The sequence below is a fragment of the Allobosea sp. genome, assembly GCF_035944895.1.
Classification (GTDB): Bacteria; Pseudomonadota; Alphaproteobacteria; order Rhizobiales; family Beijerinckiaceae; genus Allobosea.
Genome location: NZ_DASZAT010000005.1, coordinates 1,093,801 through 1,108,206 on the forward strand (window position 1 = coordinate 1,093,801; position 14,406 = coordinate 1,108,206).

The 14,406-nt window shown below is 65.9% G+C and carries 17 protein-coding genes; 6 read left to right on the top strand and 11 right to left on the bottom strand.

All coding sequences use genetic code 11. From position 1 onward, the window contains the following. Window positions 1-45 precede the first annotated feature (45 nt). The 3 genes from VGV58_RS07480 to VGV58_RS07490 all read left to right on the top strand — a co-directional run bounded on the left by VGV58_RS07480 (window position 46) and on the right by VGV58_RS07490 (window position 2,171). Window positions 46-1,551 carry a DEAD/DEAH box helicase gene (locus tag VGV58_RS07480; RefSeq protein ID WP_326873341.1) on the top strand — a complete coding sequence of 502 codons (1,506 nt, stop codon included), beginning with the start codon at window positions 46-48 and terminating at the stop codon, window positions 1,549-1,551. A 73-nt stretch (window positions 1,552-1,624) separates the two neighbouring features. Next, a complete protein-coding gene (gene infA, locus VGV58_RS07485; protein WP_057187732.1) occupies window positions 1,625-1,894 on the top strand; it encodes a translation initiation factor IF-1 in 270 nt (89 codons plus the stop codon). 7 nt (window positions 1,895-1,901) lie between these two features. Then, complete coding sequence (locus VGV58_RS07490) at window positions 1,902-2,171, top strand: hypothetical protein (RefSeq protein WP_326873342.1); 270 nt, start codon at window positions 1,902-1,904, stop codon at window positions 2,169-2,171. A gap of 253 nt (window positions 2,172-2,424) precedes the next feature. On the opposite strand, the gene VGV58_RS07495 is transcribed toward VGV58_RS07490, so the two are convergent. From VGV58_RS07495 to VGV58_RS07510, 4 genes are all read right to left on the bottom strand, one after another. Beyond that, window positions 2,425-3,045 carry a hypothetical protein gene (locus VGV58_RS07495; RefSeq protein WP_326873343.1) on the bottom strand — a complete coding sequence of 207 codons (621 nt, stop codon included), beginning with the start codon at window positions 3,043-3,045 and terminating at the stop codon, window positions 2,425-2,427. Window positions 3,046-3,294: 249 nt separating this feature from the next. Continuing rightward, a complete protein-coding gene (locus tag VGV58_RS07500; RefSeq protein ID WP_326873344.1) occupies window positions 3,295-3,594 on the bottom strand; it encodes a hypothetical protein in 300 nt (99 codons plus the stop codon). Between the two features lie 168 nt (window positions 3,595-3,762). Further along, complete coding sequence (locus VGV58_RS07505; protein WP_057187726.1) at window positions 3,763-3,969, bottom strand: CsbD family protein; 207 nt, start codon at window positions 3,967-3,969, stop codon at window positions 3,763-3,765. A 103-nt stretch (window positions 3,970-4,072) separates the two neighbouring features. Continuing rightward, window positions 4,073-4,987 (bottom strand): LysR family transcriptional regulator, encoded by a 915-nt coding sequence (locus VGV58_RS07510; protein ID WP_326873345.1) that lies wholly within the window; start codon window positions 4,985-4,987, stop codon window positions 4,073-4,075. A gap of 130 nt (window positions 4,988-5,117) precedes the next feature. Here VGV58_RS07510 and VGV58_RS07515 point away from each other — a divergent pair, with 130 nt between their 5' ends. Both VGV58_RS07515 and VGV58_RS07520 read left to right on the top strand, forming a co-directional pair. Continuing rightward, complete coding sequence (locus tag VGV58_RS07515; RefSeq protein WP_326873346.1) at window positions 5,118-6,080, top strand: MBL fold metallo-hydrolase; 963 nt, start codon at window positions 5,118-5,120, stop codon at window positions 6,078-6,080. A gap of 176 nt (window positions 6,081-6,256) precedes the next feature. Next, window positions 6,257-6,538: a hypothetical protein gene (locus VGV58_RS07520; protein ID WP_326873347.1), complete on the top strand. Its 282-nt coding sequence runs from the start codon at window positions 6,257-6,259 to the stop codon at window positions 6,536-6,538. Between the two features lie 24 nt (window positions 6,539-6,562). Here the strand turns inward: VGV58_RS07520 and VGV58_RS07525 are convergent, their stop codons facing one another. Both VGV58_RS07525 and VGV58_RS07530 read right to left on the bottom strand, forming a co-directional pair. Further along, entirely contained in the window at window positions 6,563-6,754 is a 192-nt protein-coding gene (locus VGV58_RS07525) for a hypothetical protein (RefSeq protein ID WP_326873348.1), read from the bottom strand. Window positions 6,755-7,227: 473 nt separating this feature from the next. Further along, entirely contained in the window at window positions 7,228-8,496 is a 1,269-nt protein-coding gene (locus VGV58_RS07530) for a cell wall hydrolase (RefSeq protein WP_326873349.1), read from the bottom strand. 232 nt (window positions 8,497-8,728) lie between these two features. Here VGV58_RS07530 and VGV58_RS07535 point away from each other — a divergent pair, with 232 nt between their 5' ends. After that, window positions 8,729-10,402 carry an acyl-CoA dehydrogenase family protein gene (locus VGV58_RS07535; protein WP_326873350.1) on the top strand — a complete coding sequence of 558 codons (1,674 nt, stop codon included), beginning with the start codon at window positions 8,729-8,731 and terminating at the stop codon, window positions 10,400-10,402. Between the two features lie 7 nt (window positions 10,403-10,409). On the opposite strand, the gene VGV58_RS07540 is transcribed toward VGV58_RS07535, so the two are convergent. The 5 genes from VGV58_RS07540 to VGV58_RS07560 all read right to left on the bottom strand — a co-directional run bounded on the left by VGV58_RS07540 (window position 10,410) and on the right by VGV58_RS07560 (window position 14,341). Next, window positions 10,410-10,739 carry a DUF6968 family protein gene (locus VGV58_RS07540; RefSeq protein ID WP_326873351.1) on the bottom strand — a complete coding sequence of 110 codons (330 nt, stop codon included), beginning with the start codon at window positions 10,737-10,739 and terminating at the stop codon, window positions 10,410-10,412. An 18-nt stretch (window positions 10,740-10,757) separates the two neighbouring features. Beyond that, a complete protein-coding gene (locus VGV58_RS07545; protein ID WP_326873352.1) occupies window positions 10,758-11,276 on the bottom strand; it encodes a winged helix DNA-binding protein in 519 nt (172 codons plus the stop codon). A 193-nt stretch (window positions 11,277-11,469) separates the two neighbouring features. Further along, entirely contained in the window at window positions 11,470-12,456 is a 987-nt protein-coding gene (locus tag VGV58_RS07550) for a TRAP transporter substrate-binding protein (protein WP_326873353.1), read from the bottom strand. Window positions 12,457-12,488: 32 nt separating this feature from the next. Further along, the gene (locus tag VGV58_RS07555; protein ID WP_326873354.1) at window positions 12,489-13,793 is read right to left on the bottom strand and encodes a TRAP transporter large permease; all 1,305 of its coding nucleotides are present in this window, start codon (window positions 13,791-13,793) and stop codon (window positions 12,489-12,491) included. After that, window positions 13,793-14,341 carry a TRAP transporter small permease gene (locus VGV58_RS07560; protein WP_326873355.1) on the bottom strand — a complete coding sequence of 183 codons (549 nt, stop codon included), beginning with the start codon at window positions 14,339-14,341 and terminating at the stop codon, window positions 13,793-13,795. The genes VGV58_RS07555 and VGV58_RS07560 overlap by 1 nt, the downstream gene beginning before the upstream one ends. Window positions 14,342-14,406: the final 65 nt, after the last annotated feature.

The following is a 14,406-nucleotide window of genomic DNA, read 5'->3' on the forward strand; positions in this document are numbered from 1 at the left end:
GTTCACCACGTGCGCCCCATGTCGTTCGGCTCAGAAAGACCTGATTTGACTAAATTTACCGACCTCGGCCTGGCCGAGCCGCTTCTCAAAGCGCTCGCCGCCGAAGGTTATGAGACGCCGACGCCGATCCAGGCGCAGGCGATCCCTTCGATTCGCGATGGCCGTGACCTGCTCGGAGCCGCCCAGACCGGCACCGGCAAGACGGCTGCGTTCTCGCTGCCCATGCTGCACCGGCTGCTGAACCAGCCGCGGCGCATGCAGCCGCGCTCGGTGCGCGCGCTCATTCTGTCACCGACGCGCGAGCTCTCGGCCCAGATCGAGGCCAGCATCCGCACCTACGCCCAGTTCACCTCGCTGAAGTCGACGGTGATCTTCGGCGGCGTTCCGGTCGGCAAGCAGATCCGTGCGCTCGGCCAGCATGTCGATATCCTCGTCGCGACCCCGGGCCGTCTGCTCGACCTCGTCGACCAGCGCGCTGTCTCGCTGCGCGAGATCGAGTTCCTGGTGCTGGACGAAGCCGACCAGATGCTCGACCTCGGCTTCATCCATGCGCTGCGCAAGATCGCGACGCTGATCCCGAAGCAGCGCCAGACCCTGCTGTTCTCGGCGACCATGCCGAAGGCGATCCGCGAGATCGCCCAGGCCTATCTGACCGACCCGGTCGAGGTCGCGGTCGCGCCCGTCGCCACTACCGCCGAGAAGATCGACCAGCGCGTCATCTTCACGGAAGCTGGCCAGAAGCCGGCCCTGCTGGCGAAGACTTTGAGCGTTCCGGAAATGGAGCGCGCCATCGTCTTCACCCGCACCAAGCACGGCGCCGACAAGGTCGTTCGTCAGCTCGAGCAGGCCGGCATCAAGTCTGCCGCGATCCATGGCAACAAGAGCCAGGGCCAGCGCGAGCGTGCCCTTGGCGCCTTCCGTGACGGCGAATTGCGCATCCTGGTCGCGACCGACATCGCTGCGCGCGGCATCGATGTCGACGGCATCAGCCATGTCGTCAATTTCGACCTGCCGAACGTGCCGGAGACCTATGTCCATCGCATCGGCCGCACCGCGCGCGCCGGGGCGTCAGGCCTTGCCATCGCTTTCTGCACGCCGGAAGAGCGCGGCGATCTCGCCGCGATCGAGAAGCTGACCAAGGTCGCGCTCACCCCGGTCGGCGACGTGCCGTATTGGGATGGCCGCACCCCGAAGAAGCCGCCGCAGAACCGTGGCGGCCGTGGCCAGGGCCGTCCGCAGAACGGGCAGCAGCCCGGGCAGGGGCAGCGTCGCGACGGCCGGGGCGCTCCGTCCCATGGCCGCGGCGGCCAGCGTCCTGAGCAGGGCGAGCGCCAGGGGCAGCCGCATCGCGAGCAGTCCCGCCCGAGCCAGCCGCGCCAGCACCAGGCGCGTCCGGAGCAGCAGCGCCATGAGCGTCCGGCCCAGCGCCAGGACACCGGCGGTACACGAAAAGAAGCGGTTTCCGGCAAGGAAGGGCTTGGCGGCGTCGCGTTCTTGCAGCAAAGAACGGGACAACGACGCACCGGCGGCGGCGGGCGGCGCCCGAACTGACAGGCGCCGTAATCGCTGGGGCCAGGCTCATGAGGCCTGGCCCCGCGCCGAGGACAAGACGAAGGATCAGCGAATGGCGAAAGAAGAACTGCTCGAATTCGACGGCACCGTGGTCGAGGTGCTCCCGGACGGCAACTACCGGGTCAAGCTCGACAATGACCACGTCATCCTGGCCTATGCCGCCGGTAAGATGAAGAAGAACCGCATCCGCACCATCGCCGGCGACCGCGTGGTCGTGGAGATGTCGCCTTACGACCTCGACCGGGGCCGGATCAACTTCCGCCAGAAGACCGCCAGCCCCGGCCCGATGCCGCCGCGGCCGCAGAACTTCCGCCGGCGCTGAGCCTGCGATGCGCTTCAGCCGGCCCGAGCAATTCTTTGTCGCTGCCGGCGTCGGGCTAGGCGCGCTCGCCTCGCTCGCGGTCAACAATGGCTGGATCGCAAGAGGCGGCACCTTCCCGCCTTTCGTCTACGTGCTGCTGGCGCTCGCGCTGGTCGAGGTCGTCGCCGGCTTCGCGACGAAGCAGCCGCCAGGCACCCTGTTCTCGATGCCCGCCCGCATCCTCGCCTTCGCGCTCGGCGTCGGCGTGCTGATCCTGCTGACCGGCGGCTTGGCCTGAACCGACAGTGACCTTTCAAGCGCGACGTTGATCCATCAACGTCATGCTCGCCCTTGTGGCGAGCATCCACGCCTTGAACACCACCTTCGATGAAGGAAGGCACGGATGGTCGGGACAAGCCCGACCATGACGGGTGAGGGCGGCTCGCGCGCCGCTCCAATGTTGATCCCAAGCAAGAAAAAAGCCCCGGCCGAAGCCGGGGCGTGAGGTGCTTGTTACGTGGTGACAGGTACTACGAAGAAAACGCGAAAACTCAGTAGCCGCTCTTGGCCCAGTACTGCGAGCCGGGGCTGACCAGAACCTGGCGCTGCCGCGTCGCATATTCGGCCGGCACGGTCTGGTGCTCGACCCGCGAGGCGCTGACCATGACGCGGCGGCTGCGCTGGCCGTACACGGCCGGAATGACGTCGTAGTCGACCGAGGCCGGCGAGACTTCGACGGTGCGCTGCTGATAGCCGTACTGTGCGGGGACATGGACCCAGCAGCCGGTGGTCTGGCCATAGGCGTCGCGGGTGACTTCCCAGCGCTTGGTCGCCGGCGAGATCAGGACTTTCTCGGAGACGGTCTTGTACTGGGCCGGGATATGGCGGGCGACGCGGCGCTCCGGCTGGATCACCACCTGCTCGGTGACGGTGTCGTACTGAGCCGGGACGACCCGCGAGAAGGTGCGCTCGGGCCGCACGACATAGCTCTCGTCGACGGTGCCGTAGACCGGAGGGGTCGAGACCAGCTTGTAGCAGGAGCCGCCGCCGCAATTGCTGACCGGCGCCCGGTAGCAGGAGGAGCTGCTGCAACCGCCGGCGAGCGCCGGAGCGGCGAGGCTCATCAGCGCCGTGGTGGCGAGAGCCGAAAGCGAAAGAAGCCTGAACGTCATAGCTGACCCCAACCCTGCGTTGCGCAGCGCTCCGGCTGCGTCGTTGAGGTAAGAAAGCCTGAGACGATCTATGAAGACAAGGTTAACTGCAAAACAAGGTAAAATTAACCAATTCTACCGGAACGGAAACAGCCCCGTCATGACTGTCGCGTCCGGTACGCTACCCAGTATTCAAGGGTTTCAGCACTGGCCGGCGCAGGAGCCGGCCAGTGCCACTGGCCCGTCTGGAAGCAGCTTTGCGTTCGGCCCTCAGTCGATGGCGCCGCGCTTCATGCCGAAGCCTTCGATATAGCAGCTGCAGGACGAATTGGCTGGCGCCGGCCTGGCTGCGCAGGAGCCGCGCGAGGTTATGCAGGTATCGCCGAAACGCTGGCGATAGGGCCGCTCATAGCCATGGCGCGGGCGGTCGTAGCCATAGGGCGGCGGCGGCCGATCGTAATCGTAGCGCGGCGGCGGCGGCCGGTAGGGGTCGTAATACTGGGCGTTCGCGCTGGTCGCGGACGAGATGGCCGCTCCGATGAGGGCCACGATGGCGAGCGTCTTGAACATCGTGCCTGTACTCCTGTTCTGCGCGAGGCCAAAGCCAAGGGCGGGATCGTCAGGGAAGGATAGAGGACGGCGATGAACGGAAGCTGAGCGTCGTCTTCCGGCCCCATAGGCAAGGCCCGCCGGCGCAAGCCGGCGGGCCAGATGGAGTAACGGATCGCCAGCGGCGCGTTAATGCCAGGTCTGGCGGCCGTACCAATCGTCGACATCGGTCCGGACCTTGTCCTTCTCGATCCCGTAACGTTCCTGGATCTTGCCTTCGAGCTGGTCGCGCTTGCCGGCGATGACGTCGAGATCGTCATCGGTCAGCTTGCCCCACTGCTCCTTGACCTTGCCCTTGAGCTGCTTCCAGTTTCCTTCGACGCGGTTCCAGTCCATTGGACGCTCCTCGTGTTCGTGATGGGTATGCTGAAGGAACGCGCGGGCGGTGCGATTGTTCGGCGCAAAGACTCGTTTTCTCTGTGAAAACTGACCCTCTCGCCTAGGAATGGCTCTGCGCACGCCCTGCGAGACGCGCGCGCAGGCGTGGCGTCGCCCAGTCCAGGAAGGCGCGGACCTTCAGGCTGCGCAAGCCTCCCTCGGCATAGGCGAGACTGACCGGCAGCCGCGCCGGGGCGAACTCCTCCAGCACGGCTTCGAGGGTGCCTTGCCGCAGTTCGTCCTCGACCTGGTAGGACAGCACGCGCACCAGGCCGAAGCCGGCAAGCGCCGCATCTATGGCTGCGATCGTCGAGTTCACCGAGAGCCGCGCCTTGGGCTCGTCGCCGAGGGCAGGGTTGTCGCCGCGATAGCGCCATTCCGGCGTGACTGAAAAGCCGCGGAACGAGATGCCGTCATGGTCGCTGAGGTCGCCCGGAGTCCGCGGCCTGCCGCGGCGGTCGAGATAGGCCGGGCTGGCGCAGATGACGCGCCTGACCTCTCCGACCTTCACCGCAATCAGCTCCCCGGAGTCGAGATGGCCGATCCGCACGGCGACGTCGATATGCTCGTCGGCGAGGTTTATCTGCCGGTCTTCGAGATGGAGCTTGAGCGAGATCTCCGGATTTTGCTCCAGGAAGGCGAGGGTGACCGGCATGACATGGCGCTGGCCGAACAATGTCGGCGCGGTGAGGCGCAGTTCCCCCCGGGGCGCGCTGTATTCGCCGGCGGCGATGCGCTCAGCCTCCTCGACCTGTTCGAGGATGCGCTTGCTGGCTTCGAGATAGGCCAAGCCGGCCTCGGTCAGCTCGGTCCCGCGCCGCGTGCGCAGCATCAGCTTTGCCCGCAGATGCGTTTCGAGATCGGCGATCTTGCGGCTGACGGTCGCGAGCGGCATGCGCAGCTTGCGCGCCGCCGCCGACAGGCTCCCGGCCTCCACGACCGAGAGTAGCACCGCCATGGCATCGAGACGATCCATCAGCCTTCCGTAATTCGAGAGGGTATCTCCACGATCTGTCCATAGCACCCGGTGATCGAGAGGACTACGTCGATCCTTACTGAGGCGCCGCTCTTGGCGCCCCGCGCTCGGATGAGCCCAGGAGTTCACAATGACCGGTCTTTCACGCAGGGGATTTTCACTCGGCCTCCCGGCCCTGGCGGCGGCAGGTGCCGGTCTGTCCTTGGCCAGCCTGGCGCAGGCGCCGGCTACCGCCGAGCGTGCCCCGCCGCCGGTGGCGCAGCTCAGGATCGGCCGCTTCAAGGTGACGGCGCTGAGCGATGGCTATGTGGACATGCCCTATGAATATTTCCCCGGCCGCTCCGCCGCCGAGGTCGAGGCGCTGGCCAAGGCGCAGTTTTCGGCGCGGCTCGGCGGCATCAGGATGATGTTCAACCAGTACCTGATCGAGGACGGTAGCCAGCGCATCCTGATCGATGCCGGCCCCGGCGGCACGATCGGTCAGTCCGGGAAGCTGCTGGCAGGCTTAAACGCGCTCGGCCTCGACCGTGGCAGGATCGACGCCGTGATCGTCACCCATATGCACCAGGACCATATCGGCGGCCTCGTCGCCGGTGAGCAGGCCAACTTCGCCAAGGCCGAGATTTATGTCGACCGCCGCGAACTCGCGCACTGGACCAACCCGGCGATCCGTTCGGGTTCTCCGGCCTATCTTCAGAACGGTATCAAGCTCGCTGGCGAGGTGTCGCGGCTCTATCCCAAGCTGCAGGCCATCGACGGCGAACGCGAGATCGTCCCTGGCGTCTCGATCGTCGACCTCTCGGGTCACACCCCCGGCCATGTCGGCATTCGCATCGCCGATGCCGGCCAGAGCCTGATCATGGCCGGCGACATGCTCTTCCCGGTGGTCCACCCGGCGGGTCTCGATGTGAACTTCCTGTTCGAGCAGGACCGCCCGGCCGCGCAGGCGATGCGTGCCCGCTTCTTCCAGCACGCGGCCGCGGAGGGCGCCCTGATCGCCGCGACCCATATGCCGTTCCCGGGCCTCGGCCGCGTCGTTGCCGAGCAGGGTCAGTATCGCTGGCTGCCGGCCGCTTGGGCCTTCCAGGACTAGAGGCCGTTATCTCTGGATGATGAGCGAGGCCGGGATCGGTTCCGGCCTCGCGCATTTTGGGGCGGAATCGTCCCGATGTCGCGAAAATCGGCAAGCCGCTAAAATGCGAGCAAAATCCGTATCAGTCGGCCAAGGGGCGGCAGGCTAGGGAGGACCATCACAGCCCAGAACAGGCCATGACATACTCAGCGCAAGACATCACGAACGCCCTCCTGAGGATCAAGGAGGATGGCTTCGTCCTCGACAATGACGCCTTCGGCTATGCCGCGATCAGATGGGACGCCCGCCGGCTGAAGCGCGACCTGCGCGAAGCCGGCTATGCCGGCGCGGAGCTGGCCCAAGGCCGGATGATGAACGAGGGCGAGTCGATCTGCTGGCTCTACAATCCCGATATGGTCGCTAGGGACGAGGTCGATCGCCTTGCGGCAGCGCGGCATTCGGCGCTCTACGGCGAGTAGGCGCGCAGGGTAGAGGCTGGGCGCTTATCGCCCCTGCTGCGCGCAGCAGGGCGTCGCGGCGTCCTGTTCGAGAACTGCCGCCTGGCCGTCATAGTCGCTCGCCATCTCGGTCAGGCGGGCCGCGCCCTCGCTGTCACGGGCCGTATCGGCCCAGCGGCGGCACATCAACGCCTTCACGCGCAGGGCCTGAGCCTGCCGAACTCTGTCGTAGTCCATGGCGACGCTCCCACACCAGTTCACCATGCAACTTGCGCCCGTCAGGGCCGAAAACGCTCCGATCGCGGAAGTGATCACGCGCGCCTGAGCGGCTTGGAACAAATTACTGTCCAAGCGGGCTTTTGGATGCACAGACCGAAATCGGAAGTGTCGAACTGCCGTGGCGCGGCTGCTTGTTGCCTTTGATCTCACTTTACTACTTGGTTGACAAAGCACCACTGCATGTTGCTGGCAGCGTTAATAGCGAAGTTCCAGCAATGGCCGTCTTGCACATTAAGCATGTTTCTTACCAAAATCAGGTATGACCTACAGATAGTTATGAATCGGCCTGCAAGGATTGGCGAGTGGTTGCTTGATGAGACGGAATTCACATCTGTCGCATCGATATCATCGATGTGTAGATCAATGAGTGCAATTGCCGGCCGGGGCAACAGTCGATTATTGCCGGGCCGGGCGGTTAGACAAGCTGTCAGCTATGTCTGACCCGGCCGCAGCTTGTAGAAGACGTGCCGGCCGATCGTGTCCATCTTCTTCAGCTTCCGCGCCCAGTACGGCCGGACATAGTCGGCGTGGTAGTGGGTGGAGGCGCCGACCTCAGCCAGATAGGTCGTGCCGTCATAGACCTCGCGGGCGATGCGGACAGCGTCACGCCAGGGGCCGGGCTCGGTGATGCGCAGCGACTTGCCCTCGCAGGCGAAGGTGAATTGGCAGGCGAGGTGGCGGCTGGCGTTCTGGTAGACTGCGCCGCAGACGGTATTCGGATAGAGCCCGCTCTTGACGCGGTTGAGCACCACCTGCGCCACCGCGGCGCGGCCCTGCTCGCCCTCCGAACGCGCCTCGAAATAGACGGCTTCGGCCAGGCAGCGCTGCTCCTTGGCCATGTTCTCGGGCGCGATCAGGCTGGTGTAGATCTGCTTTTCGCTGGGATCGACGGTGCGCAGGTCCGTGGTCGCCCCGCGTTCCGACTTGGCGATCCGGCTGCGCGATTTCGGCTCGGCCGCGACGGGCGCCATCTGCATCGGCGTGGCGGAAGCGCCTCCGGCGATGCCCGTGGCCGTCGGCGTGCCGGATGACTGGCCGAGCGCGGCCGGGACTGATGGCGTCGAGCCATCGAGGTTGTCCGGGGAGAGTTCGCCATGGCGCGGCGAGCCGATGCTCTTCGGAACCGCCGTCGGCGAGGAATCGGACAAGGCCGGGTCGGTCACGCCCTCGTCGCGCAGGAAGGGCTCGAAGCCGAGCGGTGGCTCCTCCGGGCTTTCCTGCGCTTCCAGGGAGAAACCGCCCGAGATCAGCCCGGGCTGGGTGTCGCCGAAAACGACCTGCTCCAGCTCGCCGGGCGGGCCGTTTCGGGTCAGCGTCGGGCGCAGGGACACGATCGGATCGCCCTTGCTGCTGCGGTCGACCTGCGGGAAGGCGCTGGCGGTGCGCTTCATATCCTCGCGCGGCCGGCGTGGATCGACTGCGAAGGTCCGCTCGGGTGTCTCGAAGGAGAGGCGCGCCGGCTGGATCAGGCGGGCATAGGCGCGCTCCGGCATATGGAAGGCGCTGGCCGCGACGAGCAGGGACGGGCCTTCCGCGAGGTCGGAGAGCGCGCCGGGCGCGGTGCGGGGGATCAGCGAGCCCGGAGGGCCGAGGACATCGGGCTTCTGCCCGGCCGAGGCGGTGAAGGAGACCAGCATGCCGGCCGAGAGCGCCCAGGGAGCGACCGTCGCCAGCGCCCAGCGCAGCTTCTGCCAGCCCATTCGCTTCGATCGCCGACGCAGACGCAACTGACGAAAGCCCTCGCATGGAGAAGACGAAAGACGAGTGGCCGCGAATCCGATGATGCAAATTCGCGACAGTTGGATAATCCCTTGTCAGGGTTGAAGGGGGGTTAACGGCCACCGGCTCGGCACGCCAAGCTCTCCGCCAAAAGACGGCTTTCGCGATCGGCGATTCTTCCCTTATGCTGCGCCGCAACAAAGGGAGAGAGACATGAATGCCACCGCCCTCAAGGCCGATTCCGAGGCCAATGCCGTCGCGTTGATCGCTGCCGCCTTGCCGGGTTTCGAGACCTTGCTGGAGGAGGCGGTGGCCGCCGTCAGGCAGAAGGTGCTGGTCGACGGCCGGATTTCCTCGGCGAAGCTGGAGCAGGAGCAGCACGCAGCCCACGGTCTCTCCTGGCTCGCCACCTATGTGATGGCGCTGCGCGAGCTCAAGGCCTATGGCGAGCGCCTGCAGGCCGAGGATCGCTACGGCGCGATCGAGGACTACGCGATCCGGATCGGCGCCGGCGAATATGCCGCCCAGATCTTCGGCGGCATCCCGATGAGTCAGGGCGAGATCGTCCGCCTGCCGGCGCTCGGTCTCTCCGTCAAGGCGGTCGCCGCCGCTTGCTCTGATGCCGCCGAGCAACTGATCGCCGAGGGCAATACGCCAGAGAACCGCGCCCGTTTCGTCGCGCTGTTCAGCCAGAGCCAGGGGCTCGCCAGCGTTGGCGATCCCGGCCTCGACGAGACGTTGGAAGCGATCCGCACGGAGATGCGCCGCTTCTGCGAGGCGCAGGTGACGCCGCATGCGCATGAATGGCACCTGCAGAACGAATACATCCCGCTGCCGGTGGTCGAGCAGATGGCCGAGCTCGGCGTCTTCGGCCTGACCATCCCCGAGGAGTTCGGCGGCATGGGCCTGTCGAAGGTCTCGATGTGCGTCGTCTCGGAGGAGCTCTCGCGCGGCTATATCGGCGTCGGCTCGCTCGGAACCCGCTCCGAGATCGCTGCCGAGCTGATCCTGAACGGCGGCACCGACGAGCAGAAGGCTTATTGGCTGCCGAAGATCGCCTCGGGCGAGATCCTGCCGACCGCGGTCTTCACCGAGCCGAACACCGGCTCCGACCTCGCCTCGCTGCGCACCAAGGCGGTGAAGGATGGTGACGTCTGGAAGGTCTATGGCAACAAGACCTGGATCACCCATCCTGTCCGCGCCGACATCATGACGCTGCTCGTCCGCACCGATTCGGATGCGCCGGGATATCGCGGCCTCTCCATGCTGATCGCCGAGAAGCCGCGCGGCACCGATGCCGAGCCGTTCCCGGTCGAGGGCCTGACCGGCGGCGAGATCGAGGTGCTCGGCTATCGCGGCATGAAAGAATACGAGCTCGCCTTCGACGGCTTCGAGGTGAAGGGGGAGAACCTGCTCGGCGGCGTCGAGGGCCAGGGCTTCAAGCAGCTGATGCAGACCTTCGAGGCGGCCCGCATCCAGACCGCGGCGCGCGCGCTCGGCGTCGCACAATCGGCCTTCGATCTCGGCCTGCGCTATGCTCAGGAGCGCATCCAGTTTGGCAAGCCGTTGATCGCCTTCCCGCGTGTCGCCGACAAGCTCGCCATGATGGCGGCCGAACTCGTCATCGCCCGCCAGCTGACCTATTTCGCCGCTCGCGAGAAGGATGCCGACCGGCGCTGCGATCTGGAAGCGGGCATGGCCAAGCTCTTGGGCGCCCGTGTTGCCTGGGCGGCGGCCGACAACGCGCTACAGATCCATGGCGGCAACGGCTTTGCGCTGGAATATCCGGTCAGCCGCGTGCTCTGCGACGCCCGCATCCTCAACATTTTCGAGGGTGCTGCCGAGATCCAGGCGCAGGTGATCGCGCGGAGGTTGGTGGAGGGGTGAGGGAAGTCTAGCTGTCGTACTCGGCGTCGTTGCCGATAAGAAGGTCCCGGATGACCTTCGGCACCGGATAGCCGTAACCGTCGCCCGGTTCGACCCATCTGAGTCGGCCGGAGCGGTGATGATCGCTGGTGTAGAGGTCTGTCCCGACCGCTTTCAACGCCAGTAGCATTGCTTGTGTCGCATCGATGCCGTAGCCGAAGCCGCGACGCGGGCCGTCCGGCCAGCCGATCTCGTAGGCACAGGACCAATCGCGCTCGCCCTGGCGCGGGTTGTCGATGGTGATGGGAATGGCGATATCGCCGGACGCCGACGCGTAAGTCAGTGTCCTCCGCAACATGCCGTGGCCCTCGCGTTTCTAGAGGCTCGCTGCCGCCCGCGCCGCCTGGTCGTACTGGCCAGACAGCGAGCGCATCGCGGCGGCGATCTCCGAGAGGCGAGCCGGGTCGATGCCCGTCGCCAGCACGGATTTGACCAGGAGCTGCTCGCGGATCTGGGCGTAGCGCTTGCAGGCGTCCTCGCCGGCCGGGGTAATGGCGACGGTCTTTTCCTTGCCCTTGCGTCCGCTCTTCAGGAGCTTCAGGCGCTCGAGCTTCTTCAGCGAATAATTGACCAGATGCGTGTCCTCGATGTTGAGGACGAGGCAGATGTCGGCGAGGCGCTTGGCCTTGCCGCGATGATTGACGTTGTGCAGGACGAGCACGTCCATCGGCGTCAGCTCCGGCACCCCCGCCGCCGTCATGCAGCGCAGCATCCAGCGCTGGAAGGCATGCACCGTCATCGTCAGCGCGAACTCGAATTCCGACAGCGCCGGCATCGCGCCGGAGGCGAGATGGCCGGAGGAGACGATCGGGCCGAGGTCGTCGGAGGGGTGCATGCTGTCTCTTGCCGAAAGAGGCGCGACGGGGAAGGCAATCCTTCTCCCCTCGGGGGAGAAGGTGTCTGCAAAGCAGACGGATGAGGGCGGCGCGACCGGATGAGGGCGAGACAGGTTTAGCCTGTCCTTCCTCATCCGTCAGCGCTTCGCGCTGCCACCTTCTCCCCTGGAGGGAGAAGGAAAGCGTGACGCCTCACATCTTCTTGTAGGCGTCGACGATCGCCTGGCCGTCGGCGCCGGCCTTCTTCAGCCAGTCGGCGGTGAGCGTCTCGCCAGCCTTCTTGAAGCCGGCGGCGAGCGCGGCCGACGGGGCCTGCACCTTCATGCCCTTGGCCTTGAGCTGGTCGAGATACCAGTTGGTCTTCTCTTCCCACATCTTCCAGCCGCGGGCCTCGGCGGTGGCGGCGGCCTTCAGGATCGCCTCCTGGGTCGACTTGTCGAGCGCGTCGAAGGCAGCCTTGTTGACGAAGGTCGCGTCCTTCGGGATCCAGGCCTGGACGTCGTAGAAGTGGGTCAGCGTCTCCCAGGCCTTGGAATCGTAGCCGGTGCCGCCCGACGACATGAAGGAGTTGACCACGCCGGTCGCCAGCGCCTGCGGCAGCTCCGCCGCCTGGATCGTCACCGACTGCATGCCGAGGAGCTCGCCGAGACGGGCGGTGCCGACATTATAGGCGCGCCATTTCAGGCCCTTCATGTCCTCGATCGTGTTGAGCTCCTTCTTGGTGTAGACGCCCTGCGGCGCCCAGGGGACCATGAACAGCAGCTTGACGCCCTGGCTCTCGAGCTTCTTCTCGACCGCCGCCTTCGAAGCCTTGTAGAGCTTCATCGAGTCGGCGAACGAGGTCGCCAGGAACGGCACGACGTCGATGCCGAAGACCGGGTCTTCGTTCTCATGCAGCGAGATCAGCACCTCGCCCATCTGGGCCTGGCCGCTGGCGACGGCGCGCTTGATCTCCGGCGCCTTGAACAGCGCCGCGCCGGGATGGACGGTGATCTGCAACTTGCCGCCGGTTGCGGTCTCGACGTCCTTGGCGAAGAGGACGAGGTTTTCCGAATGCGGATTGTCGGACGGGTAAGCCGCCGGCAGGTTCCACTTGGTCTGCGCGGAGGCCGGGGCGGCGAGCGCGAAGGCGCTGCAGCCCAGAGCGAAGGCGGCGATGACGGTTCTGCGGTTGAGCATGCGTTGTCCCTCTCTTTTGCTTGGTCTTGAACTCAGTCCGGGAAAGCGAGCTTGGGCAAGTAGAGCACGATCTGCGGGAAGGTCGTGATGATCACCACTGCGACGTTGAGCAGAATGAAGAATGGAAAAGCGGCTTTAGCAACCGTCCAGGTGTCCTTGCCGCTCATGTTCTGCAGCACGAACAGGTTGAAGCCGACCGGCGGGGTGATCTGCGCCATCTCGACATGGATGACGAGGTAGACGCCGAACCAGACCAGGTCGAAGCCGGCTTCCTTCACCATCGGCAGCACGATCACCGCCGTCAGGACGATCATCGAGATGCCGTCGATCAGGCAGCCCAGGATGATGTACATGCAGGTCAGCGCCAGCACGAGCATGTGCGGCGAGAGCTGCTGGCCCTTGACCCACTCGGCCAGCGCCGCCGGGATGCCGGTGAAGCCCATCGCCGCCGTGCAGAAGGCCGCGCCCGCCAGGATCAGCATGATCATGCAGGTGAGGCGGGTCGCACTCATGATGCTTTCGAGCAGCGCCGCCCAGGTCAGCGTGCCGCTCCACCAGGCGAGGAAGAGCGCGCCGGTGACGCCGAAGGCGGCGCATTCGGTCGCGGTCGCGAAGCCGAGGATCAGCGAAAGGAAGACGGCGGCGATCAGCAGGAGGCAGGGCGCGAGCTTGGCCGATTGCCGCAGCTTCTCGCGGAACGGCATGGAAGGGTCGCGCGGAGGCGTCTTGCCCGGGTTGAGCCAGGACCAGATGATGACATAGCCCATATAGAGCGCCATCACGAGCAGGCCGGGCAGGAAGCCGCCGAGGAAGACTTGCAGCACCGAGACATTGGCGGTGACCGCGTAGACCACCATCGGAATCGATGGCGGGATCAGCAGGCCGAGCGTGCCGGAACCGGCGAGCGTGCCGAGGCTCAGGCGCTCGTCATAGCCGCGCTTCGCCAGCTCGGGCAGGGCGATCTTGCCGATGGTGGCGACCGTCGCGGCGGAGGAGCCGGAGACCGCCGCAAAGATGCCGCAGCCGACGATGTTGGTGTGGATCAAACGGCCGGGCAGCCATTGCAGCCAGGGCGACAGGCCCTGGAACATCTGCTCGGACAGCCTCGTCCGGAACAGGATCTCGCCCATCCAGATGAACAGCGGCAGGGCGGCGAGCGTCCAGGACGCGGTCGCGCTCCAGACGGTGGTCGCCAGCACCTGGCCGATCGGGACGTTGGTGACGAGGTTCATCGCCAGGAGGCCGACCAGGCCGAGGCCGACGGAGATCCAGACGCCGCTCGCCAGGATGCCGACGAGGAAAAGCAGCAGGACGAGCGAGAGTTCGGGCAGGGACATCAGACGCCTCCACCCTGCGCGACGCGCTCGACCAGTTCCTCGACGGATTTCGGCGGCTCGGGCTGGTAGGTCGGCCGTCCGCCGCGGGCGACGATGATGAACTCGTCGAGCAGCGCGACCAGCAGGATGCCGAGCCCGATCACCATGGCGAGCTGTGGGAGCCAGAGCGGAACCGAGACGACGCCGGTCGACATGTCGTCGAAGCGCCAGGAATCATAGGCGAGACGCCCGGTCTGCCAGGTGAAATAGCCGATGAAGGCCGATGCGACTGTCAGCGAGACCAGTTCGGCGACCTGCCGGCTCCTGCCGTGCAGCCGCTCGATCAGCAGCCCGACGCGGATCATCTCGCCGCGCTTGAAAGTGTGGGCGAGGCCGAAAAAGGCCATTCCAACCAAGGCCCAGGAGGCGAAATCGTCGCCGGAGGGGATGTTGAAATTGATCTCGCGGCCGATCGACATGAACATCATCAGCAGGAAGATCGCGACCAGGCTGATACCGGAGAGCCAGCCGGAAACCAGATAGAGCGTGTCGAGGAAACGGCGGATCATGCGCGCGCCTCGTGACGCTGCGTCGCCGTGCAGGGCCGCTCGGCCATGCGCGAAGCGGCGGTTGC

Excerpts from the sequence above, each read along its gene's own strand:
- infA (WP_057187732.1), top strand. The coding sequence starts at position 1,625 with ATGGCGAAAGAAGAACTGCTCGAATTCGACGGCACCGTGGTCGAGGTG.
- VGV58_RS07490 (WP_326873342.1), top strand. The coding sequence starts at position 1,902 with ATGCGCTTCAGCCGGCCCGAGCAATTCTTTGTCGCTGCCGGCGTCGGG.
- VGV58_RS07495 (WP_326873343.1), bottom strand. The coding sequence starts at position 3,045 with ATGACGTTCAGGCTTCTTTCGCTTTCGGCTCTCGCCACCACGGCGCTG.
- VGV58_RS07500 (WP_326873344.1), bottom strand. The coding sequence starts at position 3,594 with ATGTTCAAGACGCTCGCCATCGTGGCCCTCATCGGAGCGGCCATCTCG.
- VGV58_RS07505 (WP_057187726.1), bottom strand. The coding sequence starts at position 3,969 with ATGGACTGGAACCGCGTCGAAGGAAACTGGAAGCAGCTCAAGGGCAAG.
- VGV58_RS07510 (WP_326873345.1), bottom strand. The coding sequence starts at position 4,987 with ATGGATCGTCTCGATGCCATGGCGGTGCTACTCTCGGTCGTGGAGGCC.
- VGV58_RS07515 (WP_326873346.1), top strand. The coding sequence starts at position 5,118 with ATGACCGGTCTTTCACGCAGGGGATTTTCACTCGGCCTCCCGGCCCTG.
- VGV58_RS07520 (WP_326873347.1), top strand. The coding sequence starts at position 6,257 with ATGACATACTCAGCGCAAGACATCACGAACGCCCTCCTGAGGATCAAG.
- VGV58_RS07525 (WP_326873348.1), bottom strand. The coding sequence starts at position 6,754 with ATGGACTACGACAGAGTTCGGCAGGCTCAGGCCCTGCGCGTGAAGGCG.
- VGV58_RS07530 (WP_326873349.1), bottom strand. The coding sequence starts at position 8,496 with ATGGGCTGGCAGAAGCTGCGCTGGGCGCTGGCGACGGTCGCTCCCTGG.
- VGV58_RS07535 (WP_326873350.1), top strand. The coding sequence starts at position 8,729 with ATGAATGCCACCGCCCTCAAGGCCGATTCCGAGGCCAATGCCGTCGCG.
- VGV58_RS07540 (WP_326873351.1), bottom strand. The coding sequence starts at position 10,739 with ATGTTGCGGAGGACACTGACTTACGCGTCGGCGTCCGGCGATATCGCC.
- VGV58_RS07545 (WP_326873352.1), bottom strand. The coding sequence starts at position 11,276 with ATGCACCCCTCCGACGACCTCGGCCCGATCGTCTCCTCCGGCCATCTC.
- VGV58_RS07550 (WP_326873353.1), bottom strand. The coding sequence starts at position 12,456 with ATGCTCAACCGCAGAACCGTCATCGCCGCCTTCGCTCTGGGCTGCAGC.
- VGV58_RS07555 (WP_326873354.1), bottom strand. The coding sequence starts at position 13,793 with ATGTCCCTGCCCGAACTCTCGCTCGTCCTGCTGCTTTTCCTCGTCGGC.
- VGV58_RS07560 (WP_326873355.1), bottom strand. The coding sequence starts at position 14,341 with ATGATCCGCCGTTTCCTCGACACGCTCTATCTGGTTTCCGGCTGGCTC.